This is a genomic window from Rufibacter ruber (genome assembly GCF_001647275.1).
Lineage (GTDB): Bacteria > Bacteroidota > Bacteroidia > Cytophagales > Hymenobacteraceae > Nibribacter > Nibribacter ruber_C.
Map to the genome: position 1 here is coordinate 1 of NZ_LRMM01000048.1, position 24,533 is coordinate 24,533.

At 54.3% G+C, this 24,533-nt stretch carries 22 protein-coding genes; 11 read left to right on the forward strand and 11 right to left on the reverse strand.

The genetic code is table 11. The features are described from left to right. Nucleotides 1–59: 59 nt before the first annotated feature. Nucleotides 60–797 carry a (Fe-S)-binding protein gene (locus tag A8O25_RS15860; RefSeq protein WP_066836647.1) on the reverse strand — a complete coding sequence of 246 codons (738 nt, stop codon included), beginning with the start codon at nucleotides 795–797 and terminating at the stop codon, nucleotides 60–62. Between the two features lie 4 nt (nucleotides 798–801). After that, nucleotides 802–1,653: a hydroxymethylglutaryl-CoA lyase gene (locus tag A8O25_RS15865; protein WP_066836648.1), complete on the reverse strand. Its 852-nt coding sequence runs from the start codon at nucleotides 1,651–1,653 to the stop codon at nucleotides 802–804. A 123-nt stretch (nucleotides 1,654–1,776) separates the two neighbouring features. On the opposite strand from A8O25_RS15865, the gene A8O25_RS15870 reads away from it, so the two are divergent. Further along, nucleotides 1,777–2,385 (forward strand): DNA-3-methyladenine glycosylase family protein, encoded by a 609-nt coding sequence (locus A8O25_RS15870; protein WP_066836649.1) that lies wholly within the window; start codon nucleotides 1,777–1,779, stop codon nucleotides 2,383–2,385. 555 nt (nucleotides 2,386–2,940) lie between these two features. On the opposite strand, the gene A8O25_RS15875 is transcribed toward A8O25_RS15870, so the two are convergent. After that, a complete protein-coding gene (locus tag A8O25_RS15875) occupies nucleotides 2,941–3,876 on the reverse strand; it encodes an isoaspartyl peptidase/L-asparaginase family protein (protein ID WP_066836651.1) in 936 nt (311 codons plus the stop codon). Nucleotides 3,877–4,065: 189 nt separating this feature from the next. Between A8O25_RS15875 and A8O25_RS15880 the strand changes: the two genes are divergently transcribed. From A8O25_RS15880 to A8O25_RS15890, 3 genes are all read left to right on the forward strand, one after another. After that, entirely contained in the window at nucleotides 4,066–4,446 is a 381-nt protein-coding gene (locus A8O25_RS15880; RefSeq protein ID WP_066836654.1) for a DUF3127 domain-containing protein, read from the forward strand. 235 nt (nucleotides 4,447–4,681) lie between these two features. Beyond that, complete coding sequence (locus A8O25_RS15885; protein WP_193788625.1) at nucleotides 4,682–5,431, forward strand: SDR family oxidoreductase; 750 nt, start codon at nucleotides 4,682–4,684, stop codon at nucleotides 5,429–5,431. Between the two features lie 13 nt (nucleotides 5,432–5,444). After that, nucleotides 5,445–6,068 (forward strand): AlbA family DNA-binding domain-containing protein, encoded by a 624-nt coding sequence (locus tag A8O25_RS15890; protein WP_066836656.1) that lies wholly within the window; start codon nucleotides 5,445–5,447, stop codon nucleotides 6,066–6,068. A gap of 68 nt (nucleotides 6,069–6,136) precedes the next feature. Here the strand turns inward: A8O25_RS15890 and A8O25_RS15895 are convergent, their stop codons facing one another. Further along, on the reverse strand, nucleotides 6,137–6,625 hold the full coding sequence (locus A8O25_RS15895; protein ID WP_066836658.1) for a toxin-antitoxin system YwqK family antitoxin: 489 nt from the start codon (nucleotides 6,623–6,625) through the stop codon (nucleotides 6,137–6,139). Between the two features lie 232 nt (nucleotides 6,626–6,857). On the opposite strand from A8O25_RS15895, the gene A8O25_RS15900 reads away from it, so the two are divergent. Next, nucleotides 6,858–8,234, forward strand: coding sequence for a PhoH family protein (locus A8O25_RS15900; protein ID WP_066836660.1), 1,377 nt, complete (start codon nucleotides 6,858–6,860; stop codon nucleotides 8,232–8,234). Between the two features lie 125 nt (nucleotides 8,235–8,359). Here the strand turns inward: A8O25_RS15900 and A8O25_RS15905 are convergent, their stop codons facing one another. From A8O25_RS15905 to A8O25_RS15920, 4 genes are all read right to left on the reverse strand, one after another. Then, nucleotides 8,360–8,884, reverse strand: coding sequence for a DinB family protein (locus A8O25_RS15905; RefSeq protein WP_066836662.1), 525 nt, complete (start codon nucleotides 8,882–8,884; stop codon nucleotides 8,360–8,362). A gap of 70 nt (nucleotides 8,885–8,954) precedes the next feature. Further along, the gene (locus tag A8O25_RS15910; RefSeq protein WP_153042788.1) at nucleotides 8,955–10,184 is read right to left on the reverse strand and encodes a hypothetical protein; all 1,230 of its coding nucleotides are present in this window, start codon (nucleotides 10,182–10,184) and stop codon (nucleotides 8,955–8,957) included. Between the two features lie 309 nt (nucleotides 10,185–10,493). Beyond that, nucleotides 10,494–11,879, reverse strand: a complete 1,386-nt coding sequence (locus A8O25_RS15915) for a HAMP domain-containing sensor histidine kinase (protein ID WP_066836665.1) — start codon at nucleotides 11,877–11,879, stop codon at nucleotides 10,494–10,496. Beyond that, the gene (locus A8O25_RS15920) at nucleotides 11,876–12,559 is read right to left on the reverse strand and encodes a response regulator (protein ID WP_066836668.1); all 684 of its coding nucleotides are present in this window, start codon (nucleotides 12,557–12,559) and stop codon (nucleotides 11,876–11,878) included. Before A8O25_RS15920 ends, A8O25_RS15915 begins: the two co-directional genes overlap by 4 nt. 311 nt (nucleotides 12,560–12,870) lie before the next feature. Here A8O25_RS15920 and A8O25_RS15930 point away from each other — a divergent pair, with 311 nt between their 5' ends. The 4 genes from A8O25_RS15930 to xrtN all read left to right on the forward strand — a co-directional run bounded on the left by A8O25_RS15930 (nucleotide 12,871) and on the right by xrtN (nucleotide 17,814). Then, nucleotides 12,871–13,500, forward strand: coding sequence for a hypothetical protein (locus tag A8O25_RS15930; protein ID WP_066836672.1), 630 nt, complete (start codon nucleotides 12,871–12,873; stop codon nucleotides 13,498–13,500). 68 nt (nucleotides 13,501–13,568) lie between these two features. Continuing rightward, nucleotides 13,569–13,817 (forward strand): winged helix-turn-helix domain-containing protein, encoded by a 249-nt coding sequence (locus A8O25_RS15935; RefSeq protein ID WP_241499056.1) that lies wholly within the window; start codon nucleotides 13,569–13,571, stop codon nucleotides 13,815–13,817. A 14-nt stretch (nucleotides 13,818–13,831) separates the two neighbouring features. Then, entirely contained in the window at nucleotides 13,832–16,399 is a 2,568-nt protein-coding gene (locus tag A8O25_RS15940) for an XrtN system VIT domain-containing protein (RefSeq protein WP_066836677.1), read from the forward strand. Then, nucleotides 16,330–17,814, forward strand: coding sequence for an exosortase N (xrtN, locus tag A8O25_RS15945; protein WP_153042789.1), 1,485 nt, complete (start codon nucleotides 16,330–16,332; stop codon nucleotides 17,812–17,814). Before A8O25_RS15940 ends, xrtN begins: the two co-directional genes overlap by 70 nt. Nucleotides 17,815–17,955: 141 nt before the next feature. Here xrtN and A8O25_RS15950 read toward each other — a convergent pair whose 3' ends face one another. After that, nucleotides 17,956–19,170: a multidrug effflux MFS transporter gene (locus A8O25_RS15950; protein WP_066836681.1), complete on the reverse strand. Its 1,215-nt coding sequence runs from the start codon at nucleotides 19,168–19,170 to the stop codon at nucleotides 17,956–17,958. A gap of 800 nt (nucleotides 19,171–19,970) precedes the next feature. Next, on the reverse strand, nucleotides 19,971–21,719 hold the full coding sequence (glgP, locus tag A8O25_RS15960) for an alpha-glucan family phosphorylase (RefSeq protein ID WP_338152754.1): 1,749 nt from the start codon (nucleotides 21,717–21,719) through the stop codon (nucleotides 19,971–19,973). Nucleotides 21,720–21,945: 226 nt separating this feature from the next. On the opposite strand from glgP, the gene A8O25_RS15965 reads away from it, so the two are divergent. After that, nucleotides 21,946–22,827, forward strand: a complete 882-nt coding sequence (locus tag A8O25_RS15965) for a universal stress protein (protein WP_161947769.1) — start codon at nucleotides 21,946–21,948, stop codon at nucleotides 22,825–22,827. Nucleotides 22,828–22,875: 48 nt separating this feature from the next. Continuing rightward, nucleotides 22,876–23,871, forward strand: coding sequence for a 2-hydroxyacid dehydrogenase (locus tag A8O25_RS15970; protein ID WP_066836687.1), 996 nt, complete (start codon nucleotides 22,876–22,878; stop codon nucleotides 23,869–23,871). Between the two features lie 85 nt (nucleotides 23,872–23,956). On the opposite strand, the gene A8O25_RS15975 is transcribed toward A8O25_RS15970, so the two are convergent. Further along, on the reverse strand, nucleotides 23,957–24,460 hold the full coding sequence (locus tag A8O25_RS15975) for a cupin domain-containing protein (protein WP_066836688.1): 504 nt from the start codon (nucleotides 24,458–24,460) through the stop codon (nucleotides 23,957–23,959). Between the last annotated feature and the right edge of the window lie 73 nt (nucleotides 24,461–24,533).

The following is a 24,533-nucleotide window of genomic DNA, read 5'->3' on the forward strand; positions in this document are numbered from 1 at the left end:
TTTGCCTGTTTTCTGAAAAACAGGCCAAAAACGGGAGACGTTGCTTTTATTACTTTATTCTACCACCCCTGCGTCAGCACATCGGCAATGTGCAGAACCTTGATGGGTTTGTGGTTTTTTTTGATGTACGCCTCCAGGTGCATAAGGCAGCTGGTGTCAGTAGAGACAATGTATTCGGCGCCGGTGCTGAGGGCATTCTCCACTTTCTGTTCGCCCATGGCGGTGGAGATGGCCTCAAATTTGGCGGCAAACGTGCCCCCGAAGCCACAGCAGGTCTCTGTTTCCCGCATTTCTATCAGTTGCAGACCTTCTACCATTCCTAACAGTTTGCGGGGACCTTCTTTGATGCCGCACTCGCGCAGGGCGCTGCAGGAGTCATGGTAGGTGACCTTGGCGGGCAGCTTGGCCCCCGGTATACTCTTCACCTGCAGCACATCTACCAGAAACTCTGTCAGTTCCAGCACCTTCCGCTCCACGGTGCGGTATTTCACTAGCTGGGACGAGGCTACGTACAGATCAGCGTAGGCATTGCGCACCATGCCCACGCAAGACGCAGAGGGAGCCACAATATAATCAGCGCCCTCGCGGGAAAAATCCTCTAAAAATTTATCTGAGATCTGGCGGCATTCCTTCTGGAAACCTGCGTTGAAAGCAGGCTGTCCGCAGCAGGTCTGGTTGGCGTTGTAGCGCACGGTGCAGCCCAGCGCTTCCAGCAGTTTCACCATGTTCCAGGCGGTGTCGGGAAACAGCTGGTCTACAAAGCAGGGAATAAATATATCTACTACCGGTTGTGGCATGTATCTAAAGCGAATGGAAGACGCTGGAAGCCAGCGCAAGCGACTTCTGCAGTGCGTCTTGGTTTAGCCCCAAAGGTACGCCTTTCTCCTGTAAATACGCCAGCATTTTCTCTGTGGGCATATTCCCCACCAGCTCGTCTTTGGCCATGGGGCAGCCGCCGTAGCCCAACAGGGCACCATCCATTCGGCGGCAGCCGCTGGCGTAGGCCGCCTCCACCTTTTCCTGCCACGTAGACGGCGTAGTATGCAGATGCGCCCCAAACTCCACCTGCGGGAATTCTGGGATGAGGGTAGAGAACAGGTGGGAGATGGTGGCAGGGGTAGAAACGCCAATGGTGTCTGACAGGGAAATGATCTTCACCCCCAGCGCGTCCAGTTTCTGCGTCATCTCGGCGGCCAGTTCCGGTGCCCACGGTTCCCCGTACGGGTTCCCGAAGCCCATGGACAGGTACAGCACCAGCTCCTTCCCCGCCTTTACGCACAGTTCCTGCATCTGCGCCACCTCGGTCATGGCTTCGGCAATGGTTTTGTTGGTGTTGCGTTTCTGAAACTCCTCAGACAGTGACAGCGGAAACCCCAGGTACTTGATCATCTCCTGCGCCACCGCCTGCTCCGCCCCCCGCACATTGGCCACAATGGCCAGCAGCTTGGTTTTTGAACCGGAAGTGTCCAGCTGCGCCAGCACCTGGGCCGTGTCCCGCATCTGCGGAATGGCCTTGGGCGAGACAAAGCTCCCGAAGTCCAGGGTGTCAAACCCCACTTCCAGCAGCGTCTGCAGGTATTCTACTTTCAGCGTGGTGGGCACAAAGTCCGGAAGGCCTTGCATGGCATCACGGGGGCATTCAATTATTTTCATGCAACTAAGGTTCGTTTGGTACGAAGATAAAAATTTATGGCGTCTGCACCACCTTTGCTTGTCTCTGCTACTTTTCCTGCCGCTAAACTTGACTGAAGTGTCAGGAAAGCGGCATCTTTAGGCATGAATCCGCACGCAGCTCTTTTCTCACAGGACCCGGTTCTGTTCCACCTCGTCAAAGACCAGCCTCCCCTGCCAGAGCGCCTTCCGGCGAAATCAATTTATGACGCGTTGCTCAGCTCGGTTATTTCGCAGCAGCTGTCGGTGAAGGCGGCCGCCACCATCAAAGCGCGTTTCCTGGCCCTTTTTCCCGAAACAGACCCAAAACCGGAATGGGTGCAGGCTACGCCCGATGAGGTTTTACGCAGCGTGGGCCTCTCCGGGCAAAAAGCCAAGTACCTCAAAAGCATAGCCGCGTTCAAGGCAGCGGGAAACTTAGAGGATGACACCATTGCCCACCTCCCCGACGAAGAACTGATCCTGCACCTGACCCAGATCAAGGGCGTTGGCCGCTGGACCAGCGAAATGGTGCTCATGTTCACCCTCAACCGCCCCGACGTGATGCCGCTGGATGATCTGGGCATCTACAACGCCATGAAAAAGCTCTACGGGTTCACCGCCCCCCTGAAAGAAGCCAAAGCCACCCTGCTGGAACTCTCCCAACCCTGGCGCCCCCACCGCACCCTCGCCTGCCGCTACCTCTGGAAGTCTCTGGACAATGCGCCGGTGTAGTAGGGAAACCTGGATGCGAGCAGCGATTAAACCCACCACTCCCATAAGGGGAATTCCCGTTTTCGGGCTGTTTTCAGGAAAACAGCGAACGCAAAAGACGACTCCCTTTATGCTCTTGGCAATACGCAATCCCCAACTTGTGTACCTCTCCGGATTTGCAATCCGCAGCTTTTGCGGCTCAAGATGAAGTAGCGGGTGATACTAATTTTTTAATAAATGCTTCCTGTTTGCAAATCAGAAAAAGCAGGACGTGAACATAATTCTGCTGATCGGGACTTCCACTCCCTAATTTGATCACTGCTGATTTTCAATCTCTCGCTTTTGCTATCCAAAAATTTATTTCTCTTCCTTGCCCTTGCTCTTCCCTAGCTCTTCCGGAGTTCTACTCCGGAAGCTTCCTGCCGGGGAGTTCCACTCCCCTACTTTGACCTTGTTCCCCAGCGGAGTAGCACTCCCGAACTGCCTTTACCACGTGCCTTCCCCAAGAGGAGGCAAAGGAGAAATTTCTGTTTTTGGCTTATTTTCCAGAAAATAGCCTGAAAACAGAAAGTCAAATCAATCATTATAAATAGCCACTAGTGGTTCCTGCCCTGCTACCCAACCCCCCCGGTACATGCCTTCAGAATTAAACGGCATGGCCACCTCCCCTGTAGCAGACACCGCCACCAACCCGCCTTCCCCGCCTAGTTTCACTAGCTTTTCTTTTACAACCAGATCTGCCGCTTGGGTCAAGGAAAGGCCCTTGTACTCCATGAGGCAGGAAATGTCATACGCCACCACGTTCCTGATGAAGAATTCCCCGTGGCCGGTGCAGGAGACGGCGCAGGTGTGGTTGTTGGCATAGGTGCCTGCCCCAATGACCGGGCTGTCGCCAATACGGTTGAAGTTTTTGTTGGTCATGCCGCCGGTAGAAGTAGCCGCGGCCAGGTTGCCGGCCTGGTCTAAGGCCACGGCCCCCACGGTACCAAACTTTTTCTCCACTGAATGGTCCAGCATGTAGGTATCAGAATCCCGCAGGGCTTGCCATTGCTCATAGCGGTGCGGGGTGTAAAAATAGTCGTCGGGTTCAAAGGGTAAGCCTTGGTTGCGGGCAAATTCTTCGGCGCCCGCCATGCAGAGAAACACGTGGTCTGACTGCTGCAGGACCGCTTTCGCCAATTGAACGGGGTTGCGCACATTCTTTACGCCCGCCACGGCCCCGGCTCCCAAGGTTTTACCGCACATGATGGCCGCGTCCATCTCGTGTTTGCCCTGTTTGTTGAAGACAGATCCCCGTCCCGCGTTGAACAAGGGGCAGTCTTCTAAGGACACCACCACCGCCTCTACCGCCGCTAACGCCGTGCCGCCGCCCTGCAGAATAGCATGCCCCACCTCCAGCGCCTGCCGCAGGGCAGACCGGTAGTCAGCATCCATTTGGGGGGTGAGGGTACTGCGGGTGATGGTGCCGGCGCCGCCGTGCAGGGCAAGGGAGAAAGGAACAGTTCTTGGCATATGGTTCAGGTTCTAAGGGGTGCTACAGAAAGTGCTTACGCAAAAAAAAGGATCTTTTTCATGGGCAGAGGAGATTTTTCTTGCGCCCGCGGGAACAAAATTAAAGTGCCGGGGCGGGAATCTTACCCCTGAAATCTTTGTATCTTTGTAGAGTTTACTTTACTAATTATTCATATTAATTCTACATCTATGTCTTTTGATGTTCAGGGAAGATTGCACGAAATCTTTGACGAAACCCAAGTGAGCGAAAAATTCCGCAAGCGCGAATTCGTACTGGAGATTCCGGACGGCTCTTATACGCAGTATGCCAAATTTCAGCTTACCCAAGACAAGTGCGGCCTTCTAGACAGCTACAAAACAGGCGATGAGGTGAAGGTGGCGTTCAACCTGAGCGGCAAGCCTTTCACCAAGAACGGCACCACCATGTACTTCACCAACCTGCAGGCCTGGAGAATTGAGCACGCCGGTGCTGCCCAGCCGCAAGGCGGCGGAAACGGGGGGTACGCCCAGCAGCAGCCTGCCAAGCCAAGCTTTATCAGTGATGACCTTGACAACGACCTTCCTTTCTAAGGAATTTTAACTTCATACTCCTGGAAATGCGACCCCTACCGGTCGCATTTTTTGTGTACCCTCCCCCTCACAGCTAAATTGGCACAATTTGCGTAGGGAGTAAAACCAACGCGAATGGTAATAGTTTCTACATGAACAGACAGTTAGCAGGGAAAGTAATGGTGGTCACGGGGGCAAGCGCCGGCATTGGCAAAGCCACTGCTGAAGCCTTGGCCAATGCCGCGCCACGGTGGCCATGGTGTGCCGAAGCCGGGAACGGGGCCAGAAAGCAATGCAGGATATACAAAAGAAGGTTCCTGAAGCAGACCTGCACCTGCATCTGGCAGACCTCTCCCTGATGGCCAATGTGCGGGAGTTGGCGCAGGAATTATCCTCTACCTACCCCGTCATTGATGTGCTGGTGAACAATGCGGGCATGATGCCGGGTTTGCAGAAACTCACAGTAGAAGGCTGGGAAGTCAGCTGGGCCACCAACCATCTGGCTCCTTTTCTGCTCACCAACCTGCTAATGGACAGCCTGCTGGCGGCCCCGCAGGGCAGAATCATCAATGTAACGTCAGAAGCGCACCGGCTGGGGCAGATTGACTTTGAGCACGCGGGCATGGCCAAGAAATACAGCGCCGTGACCGCCTACGCAGACTCTAAACTGGCCAATATCTATTTTACCTATGAGCTGGCCAGAAGAACAGAGTTCACCCCTCTCACGGTGAACTGCCTGCACCCGGGGGTGGTGGCCACCAATTTCGGGAAGACCAGCAACTTTTTTATCAGAACCGCCATGATGCTGGGCCGGTTGTTTATGAAATCTGCCGCCGGCGGGGCCCAAACGTCTGTCTATCTGGCCTCTTCCCCTGAGGTGGAGCAAATCAGCGGCAAGTATTTCAAGAACAAAAAGCAGACACGGTCAGGCAACGACTCCTATAACAGCCACATTGCGCGCCGGCTGTGGGACCTGAGTGCGGAGCAAACCCAATTCACCTCCTAACCCCATTGCTCCAATGCAAGAAATGCTGCTCCTGATCCTGAAGGGCGAAAGCGATACGCTGGAGTTCAAGAAGACCATTACGAACCCTGACCGCATTGCCCGTACCCTGGTCTCCTTCGCCAATACGCGGGGCGGTCAGATTCTGGTGGGCGTGCAGGACAACGGCACCATCTGCGGCGTAGACCCGGAGGAGGAGAAGCACACGCTGGAGCAGGCCATCTCCTTTTTCTGCGACCCGCCCGTGAGGGTGGTGTACAAGGAGGTGGAGATGGACGAAGGCACTATTCTCAAAGTCATTGTTCCCGAAAGCGCCACCAAACCGCACCTGGCCAAAGTAAAGGAAGGCGACTGGCGAAGCTATGTGCGGGTAAAGGACGAAAGTGTGCAGACAAGCAAGCTGGTGGAGAAATCACTCACCCTGGAACCAGCCCAGGAAACCATAGAGGAACCTTTGGAGCACCAGCACCAACGCCTCCTGCTCCTCTTGCAGAAGCACCGCAAGCTCACCCTCAAACAGGTCATGCACCACGCCAACCTCTCCAGACGGCGCGCCCAGCGGCTTCTGGTAGAACTGGTGCTGCAAGGCCAAGTGCGGCTGCATGACAAGGAGAAGGAACCATATTTCACGCTGAGTTAGCTTTATAAAAGACCTTTGTTGAGGACTTCTGTTTTAGGCCTGTTTTTCAGAAAACAGGCCTAAAACAGCTATTCCTGCCCTTCTTCCTTCGGTTTTATAGGATGTTCAGAGGAAGGTTTCCCCCGGGTAAAGGTTTTCCAGCCTAACCAGGTACCAGTGGAGTCATAGTACTGCCAGTCACCGTGCCACTGGTATTTCAGCAGGTTCTTCTCTTCAAACAGATAGGCCATGCCCGTTTTCTCTATCTTCCCGTTAGGATAGTAAAAAATGGTTCTGATCCGCTTTTTCTTAGGCTCAAAGATTTCCAGCCGCTCCAGTTTCCCCGTTTCTGTATAGGTTTTCCAGCGGCCTTTGGCCTGACCGCGTTTGTAACGGCCCTTGTACATGAGCTGTTCGGGCTTATGGCTATAGAACTCCCGCCAACGGCCCTGCCGGTACCCTTCTTTGTTGTCCTGGTTCCATTTCCAGGGCCATACCTGCCCTTCGGCAGGAGACAGAATAAGAAGGGAGCTGACAACGAGTACAGTAACTGCTTTTATTGTAAAAGAAGTCCTCATGGTGGTAGTGGTTTACTTAAATGCCGCTTATTAAATGCTACTCCCAGCAATGGCAACCTGACCTTTTTAAGTAGAGCAGTTTACAGTGGCTGATGTACAACGAAAACTTTAGTTGAAAATAACTAAACATTTAGTTAAAAAGCAAAACATTTTCCTAACCCAGAAAATTAGGGGGAAATGAAAATTACCGGTACCTTCTTGCGTAGAGAACAAAACAGCAAAACTACCACCTGTGAAGAAACCCCCCACTCCCCGTAAACGGGCATCAGCGAAGGAGGCTGACCCGCAGAAAGTGAAAAAAGCCTTTGTGCTAGACACTTCTGTCATTCTGTATGACCACAGTGCCGTAGAGCATTTTGGCGAACATGATGTGGCCATCCCCATCACCGTGCTGGAGGAGCTGGACAACTTCAAGAAAGGCAATGACATCAAGAATTTTGAGGCGCGGGAGTTTATCCGGTTCATTGACAACCTTTCAAATGAGCACATGCTGCAAACCTGGCTTCCGCTGGAGGGCAGCAACAAAGGCAGGTTTAAGGTGCTCATGAGTCATACAGCGCCCGTAGACGCTGAGAAAATCTTCAGCGACAACAAAGCCGACCATAAGATTCTGAACGCCACCCTGGCGCTGCAGCAAGAGATGCCAGACCATAAGGTGGTGCTGGTGACCAAAGACATCAACCTCAGGCTGAAGGCAAGGGCGCTCAATCTTTCAGCGGAAGATTATGAGACGGGCAAGATCCAGAACGTGACCAACCTGTACCGCGGCAATGACCTGGTGGAAGACATACCGCACCCGGTGATCACCAAGTTGTATGACGAAGGCGAATGCCCGGTAGAGGAAGCACTTCCCAACCCACCGTCAGACAATCATTATTTTATCCTGCGCAGCACCAAATCATCTGCCCTGGCTTATTACAACCCGGAGCAGCGGGTGCTGGAGCGGGTAGATAAACTGACGGCCGTGGGCATCAAACCCAGAAACGCCGAGCAGACCTTTGCCCTGCACGCCATTCTGCACCCGGAGATCAAGCTGGTCTCTATTCAGGGTGTGGCCGGAACGGGAAAGACGCTGCTGGCCCTGGCGGGCGCGCTGGAGCAGCGGGATACCTACAATCAGATTTACCTGGCCCGGCCCATAGTGCCGTTGAGCAACCGTGACCTGGGGTTTCTGCCGGGAGATGCCAACTCTAAAATTGGCCCGTACATGGAACCGCTCTGGGATAACCTCAAGTTCATTCAGAACCAGTTCACCCCCCACAGCAAGGAAAGCAACAAAATCAAGGAGATGGTGGAGGAAGAGCGGTTGGTGATCACGCCGCTGGCCTACATACGCGGCCGAAGCCTTTCCAACATCATCTTTATTGTAGACGAGGCGCAGAACCTGACGCCCCACGAGGTCAAAACCATTATCTCCCGCGCCGGCCAGAATACCAAAATCATCTTCACCGGTGATATTTACCAGATAGACACGCCGTACCTGGACTCCCAGAGTAACGGCCTCTCCTACCTCATTGACAAAGCCAAGAACCACAAGCTGTACGCGCACGTGACCCTGCAAAAAGGCGAACGCTCAGAACTGGCCAACCTGGCCAATGACCTGCTGTAAAAATTGCTGATGGTTCTCCTGCTTTCCGTTTTTGGGCTGTTTTCTGAAAAACAGCAAAAACGGAAAAATTGCTGCTGCTGCTGCTGCTGCTGCTGCCCGGCCTCTTAAAACCAAGATTAAACAGTTTACAGTTTAACCAGATAGCGCTCTTTCAGGATATTGAAATGGTGCCGCTCATGACCCGCTATGATGAAGGCCAAAGCCCTGGCGGTAGCAGGGCCCCCGTTGGCGTTTCCCACGCGGGTGAGGGCTTGGGCGGGCATGTTCTGGAACAGGGCCAGCGTACCCTCTCTCACCACTTGGTGCTCCGCTAGAAGACTCTGCAGCGTCCTCTCCTGGAAATGGCCGTTCTGCACGTATAGATTTTCCTCAAAGCCGGGCAAGGGGGCCTGCTCCCCCCTGGCCACACACAGCGCCCGGTAGGCCATGATTCGCTCTGTATCAACCATGTGGCCCAACAGTTCCTTCACCGTCCATTTTCCGGGGGCATAGGCAAAATCGGCTTCGCCCTCACTTACCCGGCCAAACAACTGCACCACCTCCTGCTGCTGCTTTTGCAGGAGCTCCAGAACATCTGCGTGCTCAGGCACCAGCTGTAGGTAGTTTTCAAAATAAGGATTGTATTCTTCGGGCGAGGGTCTCTGAATCATAGTGGTCACTGGTGTGGGTTCAAATCTAGCCGGTCTACAGACCGGCAATGCAAAGCATGTAATTTAAAGGCTAATATTCCCGCCGGAGCGGTTTTCCGCCCCCGCCTATACCTACGGTGAAACTGTGAATGTAACCCGTGTACCCGGTAGGCCACTGCGGAAGGTTGAATGAGTACCTGAACCGGAGAAACCAATAACTCCGCTCCTGCTGCACAGAAACAATGGCTGTCTTAGGTTTCCCAAGTTTTAAATCAAGGTTGAGGCCGGCGGCATAGGTGATATGGGCCCCAATGTCGGCTTCTTCCAGATCGGGCTCTTTTTCTGTGTCATGCTGCGTAGGCCCAAAGTTGGAGGCCGCCACCCCGGCAAAAGGACTTACCTTCCAGCGTTTGGTGTCTGCCACCACGTAGCCAATAGAGGCCTCCGGAATGAAAATCCTGACCTGCGAGTCATTCTCCCACACGGCATTGCCATACGGTATATCTCGCCGGGTAAACCCGAACCCAATGTAGTTGCGCAGGAACAGCACCCAGTCTTTATAATATACATCAAAGGCAATACCCATGGGTACCATGTTGGAGAAGCTCTGCCGCATATTTCCGGTGAGATGCCCATACCCGGTGAAAAACTCAAAGGCCCCGCCCCATTTTGCCGGCACCATCTTGTACCTGATGTTGCTCCTGATAAAAGGCTCATACTGGCTGTAGGGGTAACCCGAAAGAAAAGCGTCTGCTTTCTGGTTGAGCGAGTCCTGCTCCTGCTCCGTTTTCTGACGGGGCTGGAGCAGGTAGTCCAGCTGCAACAGCAGAAACTCCTTGTCCATCTTTCTCAGGTCTGCCTGCAGCACCTGCTGCGTGAGCAGGTCTTTTGACGCTCTGGAACGGTCTATCACCACCTGGAAAAGCTTATCAGGCAGAGGGGGAATAGCGTGCTCCCGGCGGAAAGGGGCCAGTGTATCAGGCTGGGCAATACTGTTGAGGAGGTCTGCATAGTCCTGGGTCCAGTAAGAGAGGGCCCACAACTCCACCGGGTAAAAGGCAAGGTAGTCCTTGGTGGCCACCTCCTGCTGCAGATACGCTTTCACCTCCTTCACCTTCTGGTAATCACCTTCCATGAACCTGTCCAGGAGCAGCCTTCGGCCTTTAGAGATGAGGTCAGCCTGAGACTCTTTGTAACCTAGAATCTCCTTTCTCAGGTTTTCGTTCTGCTGGGCAGCGGCGTCTGCTGGGCTGCCCCACCAGCAGATCAGCAATAGAGGGAGGTGGCAAAGTCTGTCCGTTATGATTCTCTTTATCTTCATCTGGAACAAAAAGGTTGGTTTTACGGCAAGTGTACATACTGACTCCTTTACTAGTGGGCCCGCCCCTACGGTATAAAGTTCTAACCAGAAAACAGGTAGATGCTTTCGTCTTTGCCGCCAACAGAAAGATCAGGTTGAAAGATAGGAATTTCTAATATTTCACCCGCCCATGGGCTATCACTATTTATTCTGTTTTTGATGCCTCTCCCCGCCAGTCATGGGGGCAGACACTATTAGGCTGCGTTTTAGGGCTGTTTTTCTAAAAACAGCCCTAAAACAGGAAAAAGCGGAATGGCCTGTGAACAGCAGTTACAGCTTGTAGACCTCATATAATTTGGGCAGAGAAATGGTTACCACAGTACCCTGGTGAAGCTGCGAATCAACCACAATTGACCCCCGGTGCAGCTTTATGATTTTCTCGGCCAGCGGCAGCCCAATCCCGTGGCCCGAGATATCGCGCACATTCTCAGCCCGGAAGAAGGGCACAAACACCTTCCGGACATCATCTGGGGTCATGCCTATGCCCTGGTCCCGCACCTGCAGGATCAGAAAACGCGTCTGTACCTCAATGGTGGCAGAGATAACGGGTGATTCCCCAGAGAATTTGGCCGCGTTCTCCAGTACATTCACCATGGCAATGAGCAGCAGCGCCTCATTGCCGCGCACTATCAGTTCCCTCTCCTCTTCCGGCAGGTCTGAGAACTGCACATCCAGAACCATCTTCGGCTGCCGTTTTCTGGCCTCGGCACTGGCTTGCCACACCAGCTCATCCATCCTGAGGGGTTCCATGGGCACTTTGGTGGTATCTGTGCTGGCTTGCACCATCTGCAGCAGCCCGTTGGAGAGCTGGGTCAGCAACTGGGCATCTTCCAGAATTGACTGCAGCACCCGCTCGTACTCCTCTGGCTGACGCCGGTTCAGCAGGGCTACCTGCAGTTCGCCAATCATGGCGGTGAGGGGGGTGCGCAGCTCATGGGAGGCGCTGTGCACAAAAGTCCGCTGGGCTTCAAAGGCGGTCTCCAGCCGGTCCAGCATGCTGTTGAAGGTTTGCGCCAGCTGCCCCACCTCATCTGCGCCATCTGCCTGGGTAAGCCGGCGGTGCAGGTCAGAGGCGTTGATCTTCTCCACCTCAGACACCACCTTCTGGAACGGCCGGAGCGCAGCCCTGGAAAAGACGATGCCGCAGAGGACCACAATCACCACTGCCCCCACAAAGCCGGTAATCAGGAGCGTTCGCAGGTGCTGCAGCTTCATGAGGTTGTACAGATCAACCGAAGAGGCCAGCACCAGGTAAATTTTGCCGCGGTGCAGGTACCTGATCCCCACCAGCTGCCGGTCTTTTCGGAGCACCCTCACCTCCCCCAGCCGCCTTATCTGCTGCTTGAGGGCGGGGGTCACCTCAATGCCGTCTTCGCCCTCACTAAAGATCAGCCTGTCCTGCGGGTCATACACATGTACCACCTCTTTAGGCAGCATCTGGTAGTAGAGGCGCTGGTCCAGGGCGTGCTGCTGAGGGCTTACCGTGTCAGCGTCCAGCACGTAGTGCGCCGTGGCGTAGGCCCGGTTCAGAATGCGGCCGTAATAGTCATTGGTGCGGTACAGGGAGCTGAAATAGTAAACAGAGACCGAAAACAGCAGGAGAATCCCGGTGAAGATAGCGGTGAACTGGAGGGTAAGCTTGGTCTTGATTTTCATTTCTCTTCCATCTCTTTCAGCACATAGCCCATGCCCACCAGCGTGTGGATCAACTTGGGGGTAAAGTCCCGGTCAATTTTCTTCCGGAGGAAATTGATGTACACGTCAATCACGTTGCTGCCGGTGTCAAATGAAGTTTCCCAGACCTGCTCAATAATGTCTACCCGTGACACCACCCGCTCCTTGTTGCGCAACAGGTACTGCAAGAGGGCAAACTCCCGGGCGGTTAACGAAATAGGGACCCCGCTGCGGTGTACAGTTTTCTTCTGCACGTCCAGCTCCAGGTCAGCCATCTTCAGCACCTCGGTCCCCACACTCTCCTGGCTTCTGCGGGTGAGCGCCCTGATGCGGGCCAGCAGCTCCTGAAACTCAAACGGCTTCACCAGGTAATCATCGGCCCCGGAGTCCAGGCCCAGTATCTTATCATCTGTGCTGCCCAGCGCGGTGAGCATGAGAATGGGCAGGGTAAGGTTATGCTGCCTGATGGTTTTGCAGACCTCCACCCCGTTCATGCGCGGCAGGATCACATCCAGAATCACCAGGGCGTACTCTTTCTCCAGCGCCAGCTTGGCCCCGTAGAAGCCGTCATAGGCCTGGTCAACCTCATACGTATGCTCTTCTAATCCTTTCTTGATGAAGGCACTTACCTTGGGCTCATCTTCAATCAGGAGGATTTTCATGTGGCGGTGTGGCTAAGGGTGAGACAGTAAAGGTAAGCAGAAACCAGAAGTTTGCACGCCTGCGGCGGAAGGCAAGACAGAAGAACAGCCTCTCTTTTTCTGTTTTCGGCCTGTTTTCTGAAAAACAGGCGAAAACAGAAATCTCAGGAGTACGGCAGGAACATCAGGTGACGGCAACCGGTTTTCTGTTTCCGGGCTACTTTTTCAAATTCAGCCCTAAACCAGCCAGTGCGCCGCACGGGCTTATTTTTTTAAAAACTTCTTGCCCCAAAAGAAAGTATTGATAACTTTGAGCTACAAAGTACTTCACTATGAGCCAGCACCTAGAACATCTGGAAACATTGAAGGAGATCCGGAGCATCATGGATCGGTCTTCCCGCTTTATGTCTTTGAGCGGACTTGTCGGCATCTTTGCCGGGGTGTATGCCTTTGCAGGGGCGGGCGCGGTGAAGTGGTACCTGGAGAAGCACAACATCCTGGCCCGTACGGTGTACACGGTACGCCCCAACTGGGACACCATCCTGTTTCTGTCAGCAGTGGCGGTAACGGTTATGGCCGCCACCATTATCACGGGCATCTACCTCACCACCAGAAAAGCGCGCAAGGCCAACCAGTCACTCTGGGACAAGCAGGCGCAGCTCATGCTGATCAACCTCTTCATTCCGTTGGCGGCAGGCGGCTTCTTCTGCCTGGTGCTGCTGTACCACAAGGTGTACTTCCTTATTGCCCCCTGCATGCTGATTTTCTACGGGTTGGCCCTGCTCAACGGAAGCAAATATACCGTGCGTGACATCCATTACCTGGGGCTGCTGGAAATTGCCCTGGGGCTGCTGGCCAGTTTTTTCATTGGGTACGGCCTTCTGGCCTGGACCATAGGGTTTGGGGTGCTGCACATTCTGTACGGGAGCATCATGTACTTCAAATATGAGCGGGGCGCCTAAGCTACACAGTGAAAAACTACCTGGAAAATATAAACAAGGCGTTTGAGAGTAAAGCGCGGCTGGGCATCATGTCAGTTCTCATGGTGCAGGAGCGCGTAGACTTCTCCACCCTGAAAGAAACCCTGCAACTGACAGACGGCAACCTGGCCAGCCATCTGCGTGCCCTGGAAGAAGCCCAGTACCTGCAGGTAGAGAAACAGTTCATAGGCCGGAAACCAAATACCACCTACGCCGCCACCAATCTGGGGAAGCAAGCGTTCAAAGATCACCTGCATGCCCTGGAACAACTCATTTTAAATAACAGACCCAATCTCTAATTATTTTTTTATCCATGAACTTTGAAATACAAAGTACTTTAGCAGCAACAACTACTGAATCTCCCCGGCAGCTGCTTCGCCGCAAACCCCTGCTGGTGGCAGGATTGGTTTTGATCATTATCTCGTTTGGAGTGTTTCTGGGGCAGGAATGGTCCCTGCAACACCAGGGCAAGCGCAATGAAGGCATCTTCATGCTGAATTACGTGATAGCCGCTGGGTTTCTGCTCACTCTGCTGTTCCACAAGATGTTCCGGTTCAGGCAGCCGCTGGCGTATCTGGACTACCTCATGCTGTTTTTGGTAATGGGCCTCATCAGTGACTTCGCCCTGAACCGGGAAATCACCATCTTCCTGCCCTCGGTGGGCTGGTTCTCCGGGTGGCTCGTGCTGGTGGCAGTGGCTATGGTCGGGTATTCGTTCCGGTTTCTGCTGCCCAGGGTGGTGCAGCTGGTGGTGCTGTTCCTGCTGGGCACCGGTCTGGTGCTGTTCAGCTATTTCGCCCTGTACCTGGTTCCCTTCTACCCCCTTGGGCTGCTGGGGGCCATTGCCCTGGGCCTGGGGCTCCACGTGTTCATACCGTTGTGTTCGGTGATCTGCCTGGCCGTGGCAGCCCGGCGCATGTACCGTAGGGATGTAGCCTTGAAGCGCACCTTTCTGGCGGGGATCATTCTGCCCGTTCTGCTGTCCCTGGTGTTTCTGGTGCTCTGGCAACGGGCCAACCGGCACATTCACCAGATTTTAAACGCTTACCAGCTGCAAGACCGCCAGGACCTGCCCAGGTGGGTGGTGCTGAGCCAGCAGCTACCGGTAAGCCCGCTGTATGCGCGTATGCTGCAGACTGATCTGGTGTACCAGGCCGCTTCTGAACATTTTTCCCCCTTCAGCTTGCCAGACCAACGGTTTAACGAGCTGCTTCGGCATGACCCGCTGGTGGTGGTGGCCACCCGCTTCTTTGACAAGCCTGACCTGACGGTAGCAGAACGCATCAAGCTACTGGAGAGCATGTATGACGCGCGGCACCCCGCGCAGGAGCGGCTGTGGTCTGGGCAGCACCTCACCACCGACCATGTGATCACGCAGGCCCAGATTTTTCCGGAGTACCGCCTGAGTTACACAGAAAAGATTCTGAGTGTGCGCAACCACCACCCGTCTACTTGGGGGCAGGAAGAGGCTATTTACACCTTCCACCTGCCGGAGGGCAGCGTGGTCACATCGCTCTCCCTCTGGATCAACGGCAAAGAGGAAAAAGGCTACCTCACCACCAAAAGCAAGGCTGACAGTGCCTATACCACCATTGTGGGCGTAGAGGTGCGAGACCCTTCCGTGGTGCACTGGCAGGAAGGCAACACCGTGAGCGTGCGCGTGTTCCCCTGCACCCCGCAGGAAAACCGGCGGTTCAAACTGGGCGTGACCTCACCGCTCAGGCAGAAAGGGGAGCAACTGGTGTATCAGAACATTTACTTTGACGGTCCCGCTGCGGCTGCGGCCACTGAAACCACCGAGATCAGAATGGCAGACGCAACCGCCGCCCACCATTTGCCCGCAGACTTCAAACCCCAGGGCAACGGGCGGTTTGCACGCTACGGCAGCTATGTTCCTGACTGGCACCTGGCTTTCCCGGCCCCCGCCCTCTCCCCCGCCACCTTTACCTTTGCCGGACACACCTACCAGATGCAGGCCCGCCCCCTCGAGTTTGAGGCTTTCTCTCCCACCCGCATTTACCTGGACCTCAACAAAGCCTGGTCTGCAGAAGAGGTGGCGCTGGTGTGGGCGCAGGTAAAAGAACAGAAAGTGTACACGTCCCTTCACGGCACCATGGTTCGGCTTACCGCCGAAAACAAAGACGACGTGGTAGCGCAACTGCGGAACTATAACTTCACGCTCTTCCCCTTCCACCACATCAAAGAACCGGACAGGGCCCTGGTCATCAGCAAAAGCAACGGGCTTTCCCCCAACCTGCAGGACCTTCAGGAAAGCCGTTTTGCAGCTGATTTTAAAAAAATAGCCCAGAAACAGCAGCCTCTCCGGTTTTACAACCTGGGTTCAGAAGTGACGCCATATGTTAAAACATTGAAAGAACTCCAGCTCCTGCAGTACTACGAAGGATCTGCCCGCGACTTAGCGAAGCTGTTGACGGCAAAACGGTTTGTTCGGCGGAGCAGGCGGAGCAGGCGGAGCACGGGGGAGAACACAGTGGTTCTGGGGGAAGCTGGCACCGAGATCATCAGAAACCCTGCCACCGGAACGGCCGCAGGTTCGGGGCCAGACCATCTGATGCGGCTCTTCGCTTATAACCATCTCTTACAACAGATTGGGTGGCGTTACTTCCAGAAAGACTTTCTGGAGGAAAGCCTGATCAACGAAGCCGCGCAGGCCAACGTGGTGAGTCCGCTGTCCAGCCTGGTGGTGCTGGAGACGAAGCAGGACTACGAGCGGTTTGGCATTAAGGAAAGCAAGAACAGCCTGGGCAACGCGAGTGTGGCATCAGCGGGGGCCGTGCCGGAACCCCATGAGTGGCTGCTGATCTTTCTGGTGGTGGCCGTGGTGGCCTGGTCTGTACTGAAACCGAAGCTGCTCCCATGAAAGCGGTGGCCATCTGGCACACGCTGCCGCAAAAGCAGGCAAGGGTTGTCCTCCTGTGTGGGGCAGGTTACCTGGTGGTGGCAGGGGTGTTTCTGCGCCATTACCTGCTCTGGGATTCGCAATGGCTCCTGGGCCTGGCACTCCTGCCGCTGGTGGCATTGCCCAGCCCCAGGAGAACCGTTTCTCCCCTGCTCCTGGCGCTGGCATTCCTGCTGCTTCTGCTGGCGGGCCTCTACCAGATCACCACCCTCTTCTATCTGGGGTTTCTGGTGGCGGCCTGGTGTGGCCTGCAGGGCACCATAGGGTTTACAGGCGTGTACCCGTTTCTGTTGCTGGGCATAGTCTCCCCTGTTTTCTCTTACATGGCCCAGGTGTGGAGCTTTCCGGTGCGGTTGCAGTTAACCAAAGCGGCGGTGGGGCTCCTGAACTGGGTGTACCCGGCCGTGGAGGTGGCCGGAAACCTCATTCTGCTGAATGGGAAAGAATTTTCAGTTGACCCCGCCTGCGCCGGTCTCAACATGCTGTCCTTCTCACTGATGCTGGCGGTCTTCCTGATGGCCCACCTGCACCGCTCCACCCGGAAGCCCTGGCCTCTCCCCGCCATTGGCCTGCTCCTCCTCCTGATGTTGGTCTTGAACGTAGCTAGTAACCTGTTGCGTATCCTGCTCCTGGTCCTTTTCCAGATTGGCCCCGCCAATTGGATGCATGACGGGCTGGGTATTCTGTGCCTGGTTCTGTACGCCGTGGTTCCTTTCTATTTTCTGGCCAAGCACTGGAGCCGCAGGCTGAGCAAACTTGCCTCCTGGCAGGAACACGGGCGGGCATTCTCCTGGAAAAAGCCATTGCTCCTGAACAGCGTCCTGCTGGTCTCTCTGGTGGGGGCGGGTCTCCAGGTTCTGCAGAAAAAAGCACCAGCCAAACCCGCGCCCATCCCCATGGCCGGATTTGAGCAAGAGAAGCTGAAAGACGGAATTGTCAAGTTGACCAGAGACAACGGCCTGGTGTACCTTAAACCGCTTCAGGGATTTTATTCGGCAGAGCACAACCCCATGATCTGCTGGGAAGGCAGCGGCTTTCAGTTTCAGAACATAACCGAAGAGACCGTTGGGGATACCAGGGTCTACACCGGTACCTTGCAGAAACAGAAGGAACAGCTCTATACCGCCTGGTGGATGGACAACGGCCACCACCAGACCATTGCCCAGACAGACTGGCGCTGGCGCATGTTCAAAGGGGAGCCGCCCTTTCACCTGGTGAATGTGACGGCCGCCACAGAAGCAGAACTACAGGAACTGGTGCGGGAAATGCTGCGACAACCAACCGTTACGCGAACACAATCACTGCCATGGGTTTCCTGTTTTAGGGCTACTTTTCTGAAAACAGCCCAAAAACAGAAACTCTGCCCTGGCTTTTAGCTATAGTCCTGTCAATTTCAAGTCTCTGTGCGCGTCTCCCTCCCCAACGCATAAGGCCCCACCAGATCTTAGAACCGGTGGGGCCTCATGCGTTTTCAGCCTGTTTTTCAGAAAAAAGCCCCAAAACAGAAAATAGACTTGTTACAAAGCCACCGCTGCATCTCCCGCATAACCGGCCGCCGATTTCCTGCCCAGGAAAAAGATAAGGATACCGGTGAATGTGCATACGGTCATCACGCCCACCATGGGCAGGGCCGTACCGTTATGGAAGATACTCACCGTACCAGAAACCAACGCGCCAATCCCCATTCTGAAACTACCAGACAAGGCAGAGGCGCTTCCGGCGAAGCGGGAGAAAGGAGCCAGTGAAAGCGCCGAGGCATTAGGCGCCGTCAGCCCCTGGCCAATCAGGAACAGGAAGATAACGGCTATCAGGCCCGTCTTGCCAAACAACCCCAAATACACGCCCGCCACCATGATTACCCCCACCGTAAGCTGGTACACCAGGGCAATGTTAATGATCTGCTCGCTTTTGAGCTTCCGGAGGAGAATATGGTTCAGTTGCGGCGAACCCACCATGGCAATAGACAGAAACGCAAATATCCAGCCGTACTCCTGCTCACTTACGCCATAAATATTCATGAAGACATCTGGCGAACCCGCTATGTAGGCAAACGGCGCCGCCGAAGCAATGCCGCCCACCAGGGTGAACACCAGGAACTGCGGGTGGCGCAGTACGGTCCAGAAGTTGCCCAACACCGCCGCCGGTTTCAGGGACATAGAAGGGTCTGCCCGTTTCCCTTCTGGCAGACCAATGTACACCCCCACCAGAATCAGAAATGTGATAACCGCCAGGGCAATGAACACCGCATGCCAGCCAAACGCCGCCGTTACGTACCCGCCCACCGTTGGGGCAATCATGGGCGAAACGGCTATCACCAGAATAAGCCAGGAAAACACCTTAGCCGTTTCAGTCACCGGAAAAAGGTCCCGCACCAGCGCCTGGGCCGCCACCATGCCCGCACACCCGCCTATGGCCTGGATAAAGCGCATCAGAATCAACCCGTCAGCAGAAGTGGTGAACGCACAGCCCACAGAGGCCGCCACATAAACCAGGAGCCCGGCGTACAAAGGCAGTTTGCGCCCAAACCGGTCCAGCAACGGACCGTACAGCAGCTGCCCCACCGAGATCCCGATCAGGTAGGCGGTAAGGGAAAGCTGGATTTTGGCAATGGTGGTGTTCAGGTCCTGGGCTATGGCCGGGAAACCCGGCAAATACATGTCAATGGAGAAGGGACTGATAGTGGAGAGGGAACCCAGAATCAGGATAATCAGGAAATATTTTCTACGCGTCATTTCAACCTAAAAAATGCAAAGGTACGCTTATGGCCGCTTTAAACTGCTATGGTGGCAAAAAGCGCTCTGGTACCTTTTATGAAACTAAGGGTATACTCTATCGCCTCTCCCCAAGTTCCAGATCTTTTGCTTTACAGACATTTTAAAAGTCTCCCCTTTTTCATTTTCTGTGGCAAGGGCTTCCTTTCCTGTTTTTGGCTGTTATTCAGAAAACAGCCCAAAAACAGGAAAGGAAAAAACTACCGTGAACCTGTGATCATAACCACTCTGCGTATGGCTGCCCGCCGCAGAATTAGCATAACAGGCCGCCCAGCCTGCCAGGAGACAAAAAGTTATATTTCGCCTGAGATTGCATGACCCGGAGAAAAAAGCTTTTTTAAAATTGATTGATTCTCTGATGAAAGGGACAGCTTGTGCCAGCAGGGCTTCTGTTTTAAGGCTGTTTTAAGAAAAGTAGCCTTAAACAGCAGCAGCCGCCACCACCCTTGTGAGAGGCATGGAACAACAGCAGGAGAAGGAAAGGCTGCAACCGTGTTCAGAATAAAAGAGTTGATGGCTCTGAAACAGGGAGAGAACGTGCGTGAGTTACTGACGGCCTGCGTAACCTTCTACAAATAGGGTGCGTGAGATTAGAGTGATGGGCTATTTTTCCGCCCCTGCGGAAAGACCTGTTTGTTTGGCGTACATGAGCAGGTATGAATCCGGCCGGGTACAGCCGCAACGGCTTGAACCTGGAAGAGAAGCGGCAACCACTTCTGTTTTGGGGCTGTTTTTGGGAAAACAGCCCCAAAACAGAAAGCTTAGCTTTTCCCTTCCTGGTACATGAGTTTGTAATACTCGTCGGCCATGCGTTCTGAGCTGAAATAGCCGGCCACCTCTGTCATGCTTTGTTTCATGACCTGTACCCATTTCTTCCGGTCCTGGTAATAGGCGGGAATGATCTCCTGCTCCAGAATGGTCATGAGGTTCTGGTAATCCTGCTCGTCTTGCTGGGCATCTGGCAACGCGGTGTCTACAATGGGCAGCAGGAAGCTGTTTTGGGCGTGGCGGCCAAACTCTGGGAGCCAGCCGTCCTGGATGGAGAGATTGATGGCGCCGTTCATGGCCGCTGTCATGCCGCTGGTACCTGAGGCTTCGCGCGGACGGCGGGGCGTGTTGAGCCAGATATCAGCGCCTTGTTTCAACTTGGCAGAAAGGCTCATCTCATACCCGGTCAGGACCGCTACGTTAGGCAGTTTGTAAGACAGGTGCACCAGCCGGTTAAACACGTCTATGGCCCCAAAGTCAAACGGATAAGGTTTTCCCGCCCAGATGACCTGTATAGGCTGCCCCGCCTTGTTGATCAGGTCAAAGAAGCGGTGCAGGTCATGCAACAGCAGATCTGCCCGTTTATAGGCCGCAAAGCGGCGCGCCCAGACCACGGTCAGCACATCTGTGCGGAAGATCTTCCCGGTCTGGTCAGCCACCACCTCAAAGAGCGGCTTCTTCATTTCGGCTTTGATCTGCACCAACTGCTCATCATCACCGGCATCTAGCGCTTGGCGTAGGTCAGGGTTCTGCCAGTAGTTGACGTTTTGGGCGTTGGTGATTGATTTGATCTCACAAATGCCCTCATACCCGCTCCACATCTGGCGGGAGACGTCGCCGTGCAGTTTAGAGACGCCGTTGGCTTTTTTAGACATCCGCAGGGCGGCCAGGGTATAGTTTAGCACGGGGCCAGTGGTGCCGGTGATGCGGCAGGCCTCAGCAGTAGACAGCGCCCCAAAGAAGGACATTTTCTCAAGGATATCTAACCCGTGCTCCTCGTTACCCGCCTTCTCAGGGGTGTGGGTGGTGAAAACCAGGCGCTTTTTCACCTCGTGCAGGTCACGGTACTTATCATAGAGATGGAACGCCAGGGGCAGGGCGTGTGCCTCGTTCAGGTGGTAAATGGCGGCCCCGCCCAGCGTCTCCACCACCTTGGCCCCTCCTATGCCCAGGACAATGCTTTGCGCAATGCGGGTGGGCATTTCAGGGTCATAGAGGCGGTGTGTGATGGTGCGGCTGAGGTAGTCATTCTCCGGTATATCAGTGGTGAGCAGGTACATGGGCACCGTGCCAAACACCTCAGGCTTCAGCACCAAGGCTTTTACCCAGACCAGGTTCCCATGAATACTCACCTGCACCATGATGCCGGTGTCTTCCAGGAACGGGTAGTATTTCTTCTGGAACTGCGCCCGCATGCTCTGGTCATCATTGCGCACCTGGTCATAGTACCCAAACTTCCAGAGAATGCCAATGCCAATCAGGTTCTGTTTCAACTCATAGGCGCTGCGCATGTGCGAACCGGCCAGGTAGCCCAATCCGCCGGAGTAAATTTTTAACGGGTGGTCCACGCCAAACTCCATTGAGTAATAGGCCACGCGCTCACTGTATTTTTCACTTATGGCATACGGATGATACCACTTGCTGTACTCGCTCATTGTAATCGCTTTAAACTGGAAGCAGGGGCCGGTTTTCTGGCGTTGGTCCTGTACCACCTCCCCTGCCGGTATTTTAATTTTTTTCAAGATACCACCTAAACGTATTTATACAACTGTGGGGGGTATAAATTTTGAGTGGCCCCTCCCATTCCCCGCCATCACCCGGCTCTCTATATAGGAACTGACGAATATCAACGGGCAAGGCAACCAAGGTCATTCTCTCTGGGAAAGACACGTGTTACTTTTGTACAGGTCAAAGATGCATCTTCAGCCTTTGCCCAACCAAGTGTTCAACCACCAACCAAAGCCCGCCATGAAAACCATTCTCGTTCCCACAGATTTCTCGGCCAACGCGGCCAACGCCATCAACTACGCAGTGAAGCTAGCCGATCAGGTGAAAGGCAAACTGATCCTGTGCCACGCCCTGCAGTCCCAGATTCTGGGCCTCCCGGAAGAAGGTGTCACCATCAGCCCGGAGAAACTTCTGAAGGCGAGCTATCTGGAGGAGCTGAATAAACTGGGCAGGTCAATCCAGCTGGAGAACGGCTTCCGGTTTGAGCTGGAGACCGTGTGTGAAGACGGGCCGCTGTACCAGCTGCTGGCAGATGTGGCGGTGACCCGGAATGTGGACCTGATTGTGATGGGTACCCGCGGCGCCAGCACGTTTTTAGACAAACTGATTGGCACCAATACTCTCAACATTATAGAAAACGCCCTTTGCCCCGTACTGGCCATTCCGGCCAAGGCCACCTTTACCGGATTCCAGAAACTAGTATATGCCTCTGATTTTGAGAAAGAAGAGCACGTGTATTTACAGCAGCTGTTCCAGTTAACTGAACCGTTTGATGCCCAGGTGCACGTGCTGAACGTAAAGGCAGAAGACCAGCTGGACATGGTGGCAGACGGCCAGATAGTGGCTGAAATAGCCAAAGAATTCACCCGTAAGCCGTACCAGATCAGCCAGCTGAAAGCGGGACACGTGGTGGAGGGAATTAACGCCTTCACCAGAGAAAACCCGGTAGACGTGGTGGCCGTGGCCATTGAAAAGCGTGGTTTCCTGGAAACCCTGTTCCATAAAAGCGTTTCTACCCAGCTGGCCTTTGAAAGCAACCTGCCGCTGTTAGCCCTGCCTGAAACCCCTTTTAAAAAGCCCAAACCCTTAACTCAGAAAAAAGAGGCCGCGTTTAATATTTAAAAGAAAAAGCCGAGATTGCCGGCTCCTCTTCCAATAAAACCCATTAGTATGCACATTACCGTCTTTAGCGCCCACGCCTTTGAGCAGGAATTTCTCTTGCAGGCAAACCAGGGCCGCCATCAGCTCCAGTTTATCCCGGAAACCCTTTCCCTGAAAAATGCCGCCAAGGCCATGGGGAGTAAGGCGGTGGCTTTGTTCACCTCAGACGACGCCAGTTTACATGTGCTGGAAAAACTGCATGTGTTGGGGGTGCACTACGTGGCGCTGCGTTCTGCGGGGTTTGACCACGTAAACCTGCCCAAAGCCACGGAACTGAAGATGCGGGTGGCCAGTGTGCCGGCCTATTCACCGTACGCCATTGCCGAGCACGCGGTGGCCCTGCTGCTGGCCCTGAACCGGAAACTGGTGCTGGCGCATACCCAGATTGAACAGAACAACTTCAGCCTGGACAACCTCATTGGGTTTGATCTGCACGGTAAAACAGTGGGCATTATTGGCATGGGCAAGATTGGCGGTATTGTGGCCAGGATCATGCACGGCTTTGGCTGCAGAGTGCTGGTGTATGACGTGGTGCCGGTCACAGCGGCCGCTGCTCCCGTTGAGCAGGTTTCTATGGAGAGACTGCTCCATGAGTCTGACATCATCTCCCTGCACGCGCCCCTCAATGAAGCCACCCATTACCTGATCAACCGGGCAACCATAGCCCAGATGAAAGACGGGGTGTACCTCATCAATACCAGCCGCGGCGGCCTGATCAATACCGAAGACCTGGTGGAAGCCCTGAAAAGCGGCAAAGTGGGGGCAGCCGGCTTAGATGTGTATGAGAAAGAGAAGCCTCTGTTTTTCAAAGACCTCTCTGGCCAGCCCCTCCATGACGACCTTTTTGAGACGCTGAGGGCCTTGCCCAACGTGCTCATCACCGGCCACCAGGGTTTCCTTACCCAAACCGCCCTCCGCAACATTGCAGACACCACCCTGTACAACCTCAACCAGTGGGATCAAGGCGAAGCGTCTGTGAATGAACTGAACCACGTACCGCTTTAAGGAGCCGGATATGCAAAATGCGTTTTCGGGCTGTTTTACCAAAAACAGCGAAAACGCATTTTATATTGTAAGGACCTATGGGTTCTTACCGCCCAAAATCGTCCTGCACGCGTACAATGTCCTCTTCGTTTGAAGGGTTACCGGCATCTGTGTGTTGCCAGATTTCGGCGAGTACCCCCCAGTCCTGCAATCCCACCAACCGGTGCCGCTCTGACTGTTGCAGCGTGATCAGAGAACCTTCCTGGTGCTCCTGCAACACCCCCTCCTCATCTGTGGGGCTAACCACTACGCCCACAGTTCCTCTGATAACTTTCCAAACTTCTGCGCGGCGGTGGTGGTACTGCCAGGAAAGACGCTTGTTAGGGGCCACCACTAAAATTTTGGGGCTCAGTTTTCCAGAGATTTTGAGGTCTTCTACAGACATGCCGTCAAAGTAGGTGTTGGCGAACTCCTGCGCCTGGCTTTCGTCCATCACAAAAAAACCTCCCCAGGGGCGGGTTTGGTCCTGAGAGGCTATTTTGAAACCCTTCTGCGTAAGTTCCTGCTCTATTTCCTGAAACAAGGCTTGTTTTTCGTTTTCAGTTGCCATTCTCTTCCTTTTTAGTGAAGCCTTAAAAGTACTAGGGTTTTTCTAAATACCCACACCTTTTTCTTTCTGCCGC

Coding starts and splice junctions, on each gene's coding strand:
- A8O25_RS15860 (WP_066836647.1), bottom strand. CDS start 797: ATGCCACAACCGGTAGTAGATATATTTATTCCCTGCTTTGTAGACCAG.
- A8O25_RS15865 (WP_066836648.1), bottom strand. CDS start 1,653: ATGAAAATAATTGAATGCCCCCGTGATGCCATGCAAGGCCTTCCGGAC.
- A8O25_RS15870 (WP_066836649.1), top strand. CDS start 1,777: ATGAATCCGCACGCAGCTCTTTTCTCACAGGACCCGGTTCTGTTCCAC.
- A8O25_RS15875 (WP_066836651.1), bottom strand. CDS start 3,876: ATGCCAAGAACTGTTCCTTTCTCCCTTGCCCTGCACGGCGGCGCCGGC.
- A8O25_RS15880 (WP_066836654.1), top strand. CDS start 4,066: ATGTCTTTTGATGTTCAGGGAAGATTGCACGAAATCTTTGACGAAACC.
- A8O25_RS15885 (WP_193788625.1), top strand. CDS start 4,682: ATGGTGTGCCGAAGCCGGGAACGGGGCCAGAAAGCAATGCAGGATATA.
- A8O25_RS15890 (WP_066836656.1), top strand. CDS start 5,445: ATGCAAGAAATGCTGCTCCTGATCCTGAAGGGCGAAAGCGATACGCTG.
- A8O25_RS15895 (WP_066836658.1), bottom strand. CDS start 6,625: ATGAGGACTTCTTTTACAATAAAAGCAGTTACTGTACTCGTTGTCAGC.
- A8O25_RS15905 (WP_066836662.1), bottom strand. CDS start 8,884: ATGATTCAGAGACCCTCGCCCGAAGAATACAATCCTTATTTTGAAAAC.
- A8O25_RS15910 (WP_153042788.1), bottom strand. CDS start 10,184: ATGAAGATAAAGAGAATCATAACGGACAGACTTTGCCACCTCCCTCTA.
- A8O25_RS15915 (WP_066836665.1), bottom strand. CDS start 11,879: ATGAAAATCAAGACCAAGCTTACCCTCCAGTTCACCGCTATCTTCACC.
- A8O25_RS15920 (WP_066836668.1), bottom strand. CDS start 12,559: ATGAAAATCCTCCTGATTGAAGATGAGCCCAAGGTAAGTGCCTTCATC.
- A8O25_RS15930 (WP_066836672.1), top strand. CDS start 12,871: ATGAGCCAGCACCTAGAACATCTGGAAACATTGAAGGAGATCCGGAGC.
- A8O25_RS15935 (WP_241499056.1), top strand. CDS start 13,569: ATGTCAGTTCTCATGGTGCAGGAGCGCGTAGACTTCTCCACCCTGAAA.
- A8O25_RS15940 (WP_066836677.1), top strand. CDS start 13,832: ATGAACTTTGAAATACAAAGTACTTTAGCAGCAACAACTACTGAATCT.
- A8O25_RS15950 (WP_066836681.1), bottom strand. CDS start 19,170: ATGACGCGTAGAAAATATTTCCTGATTATCCTGATTCTGGGTTCCCTC.
- A8O25_RS15965 (WP_161947769.1), top strand. CDS start 21,946: ATGAAAACCATTCTCGTTCCCACAGATTTCTCGGCCAACGCGGCCAAC.
- A8O25_RS15970 (WP_066836687.1), top strand. CDS start 22,876: ATGCACATTACCGTCTTTAGCGCCCACGCCTTTGAGCAGGAATTTCTC.
- A8O25_RS15975 (WP_066836688.1), bottom strand. CDS start 24,460: ATGGCAACTGAAAACGAAAAACAAGCCTTGTTTCAGGAAATAGAGCAG.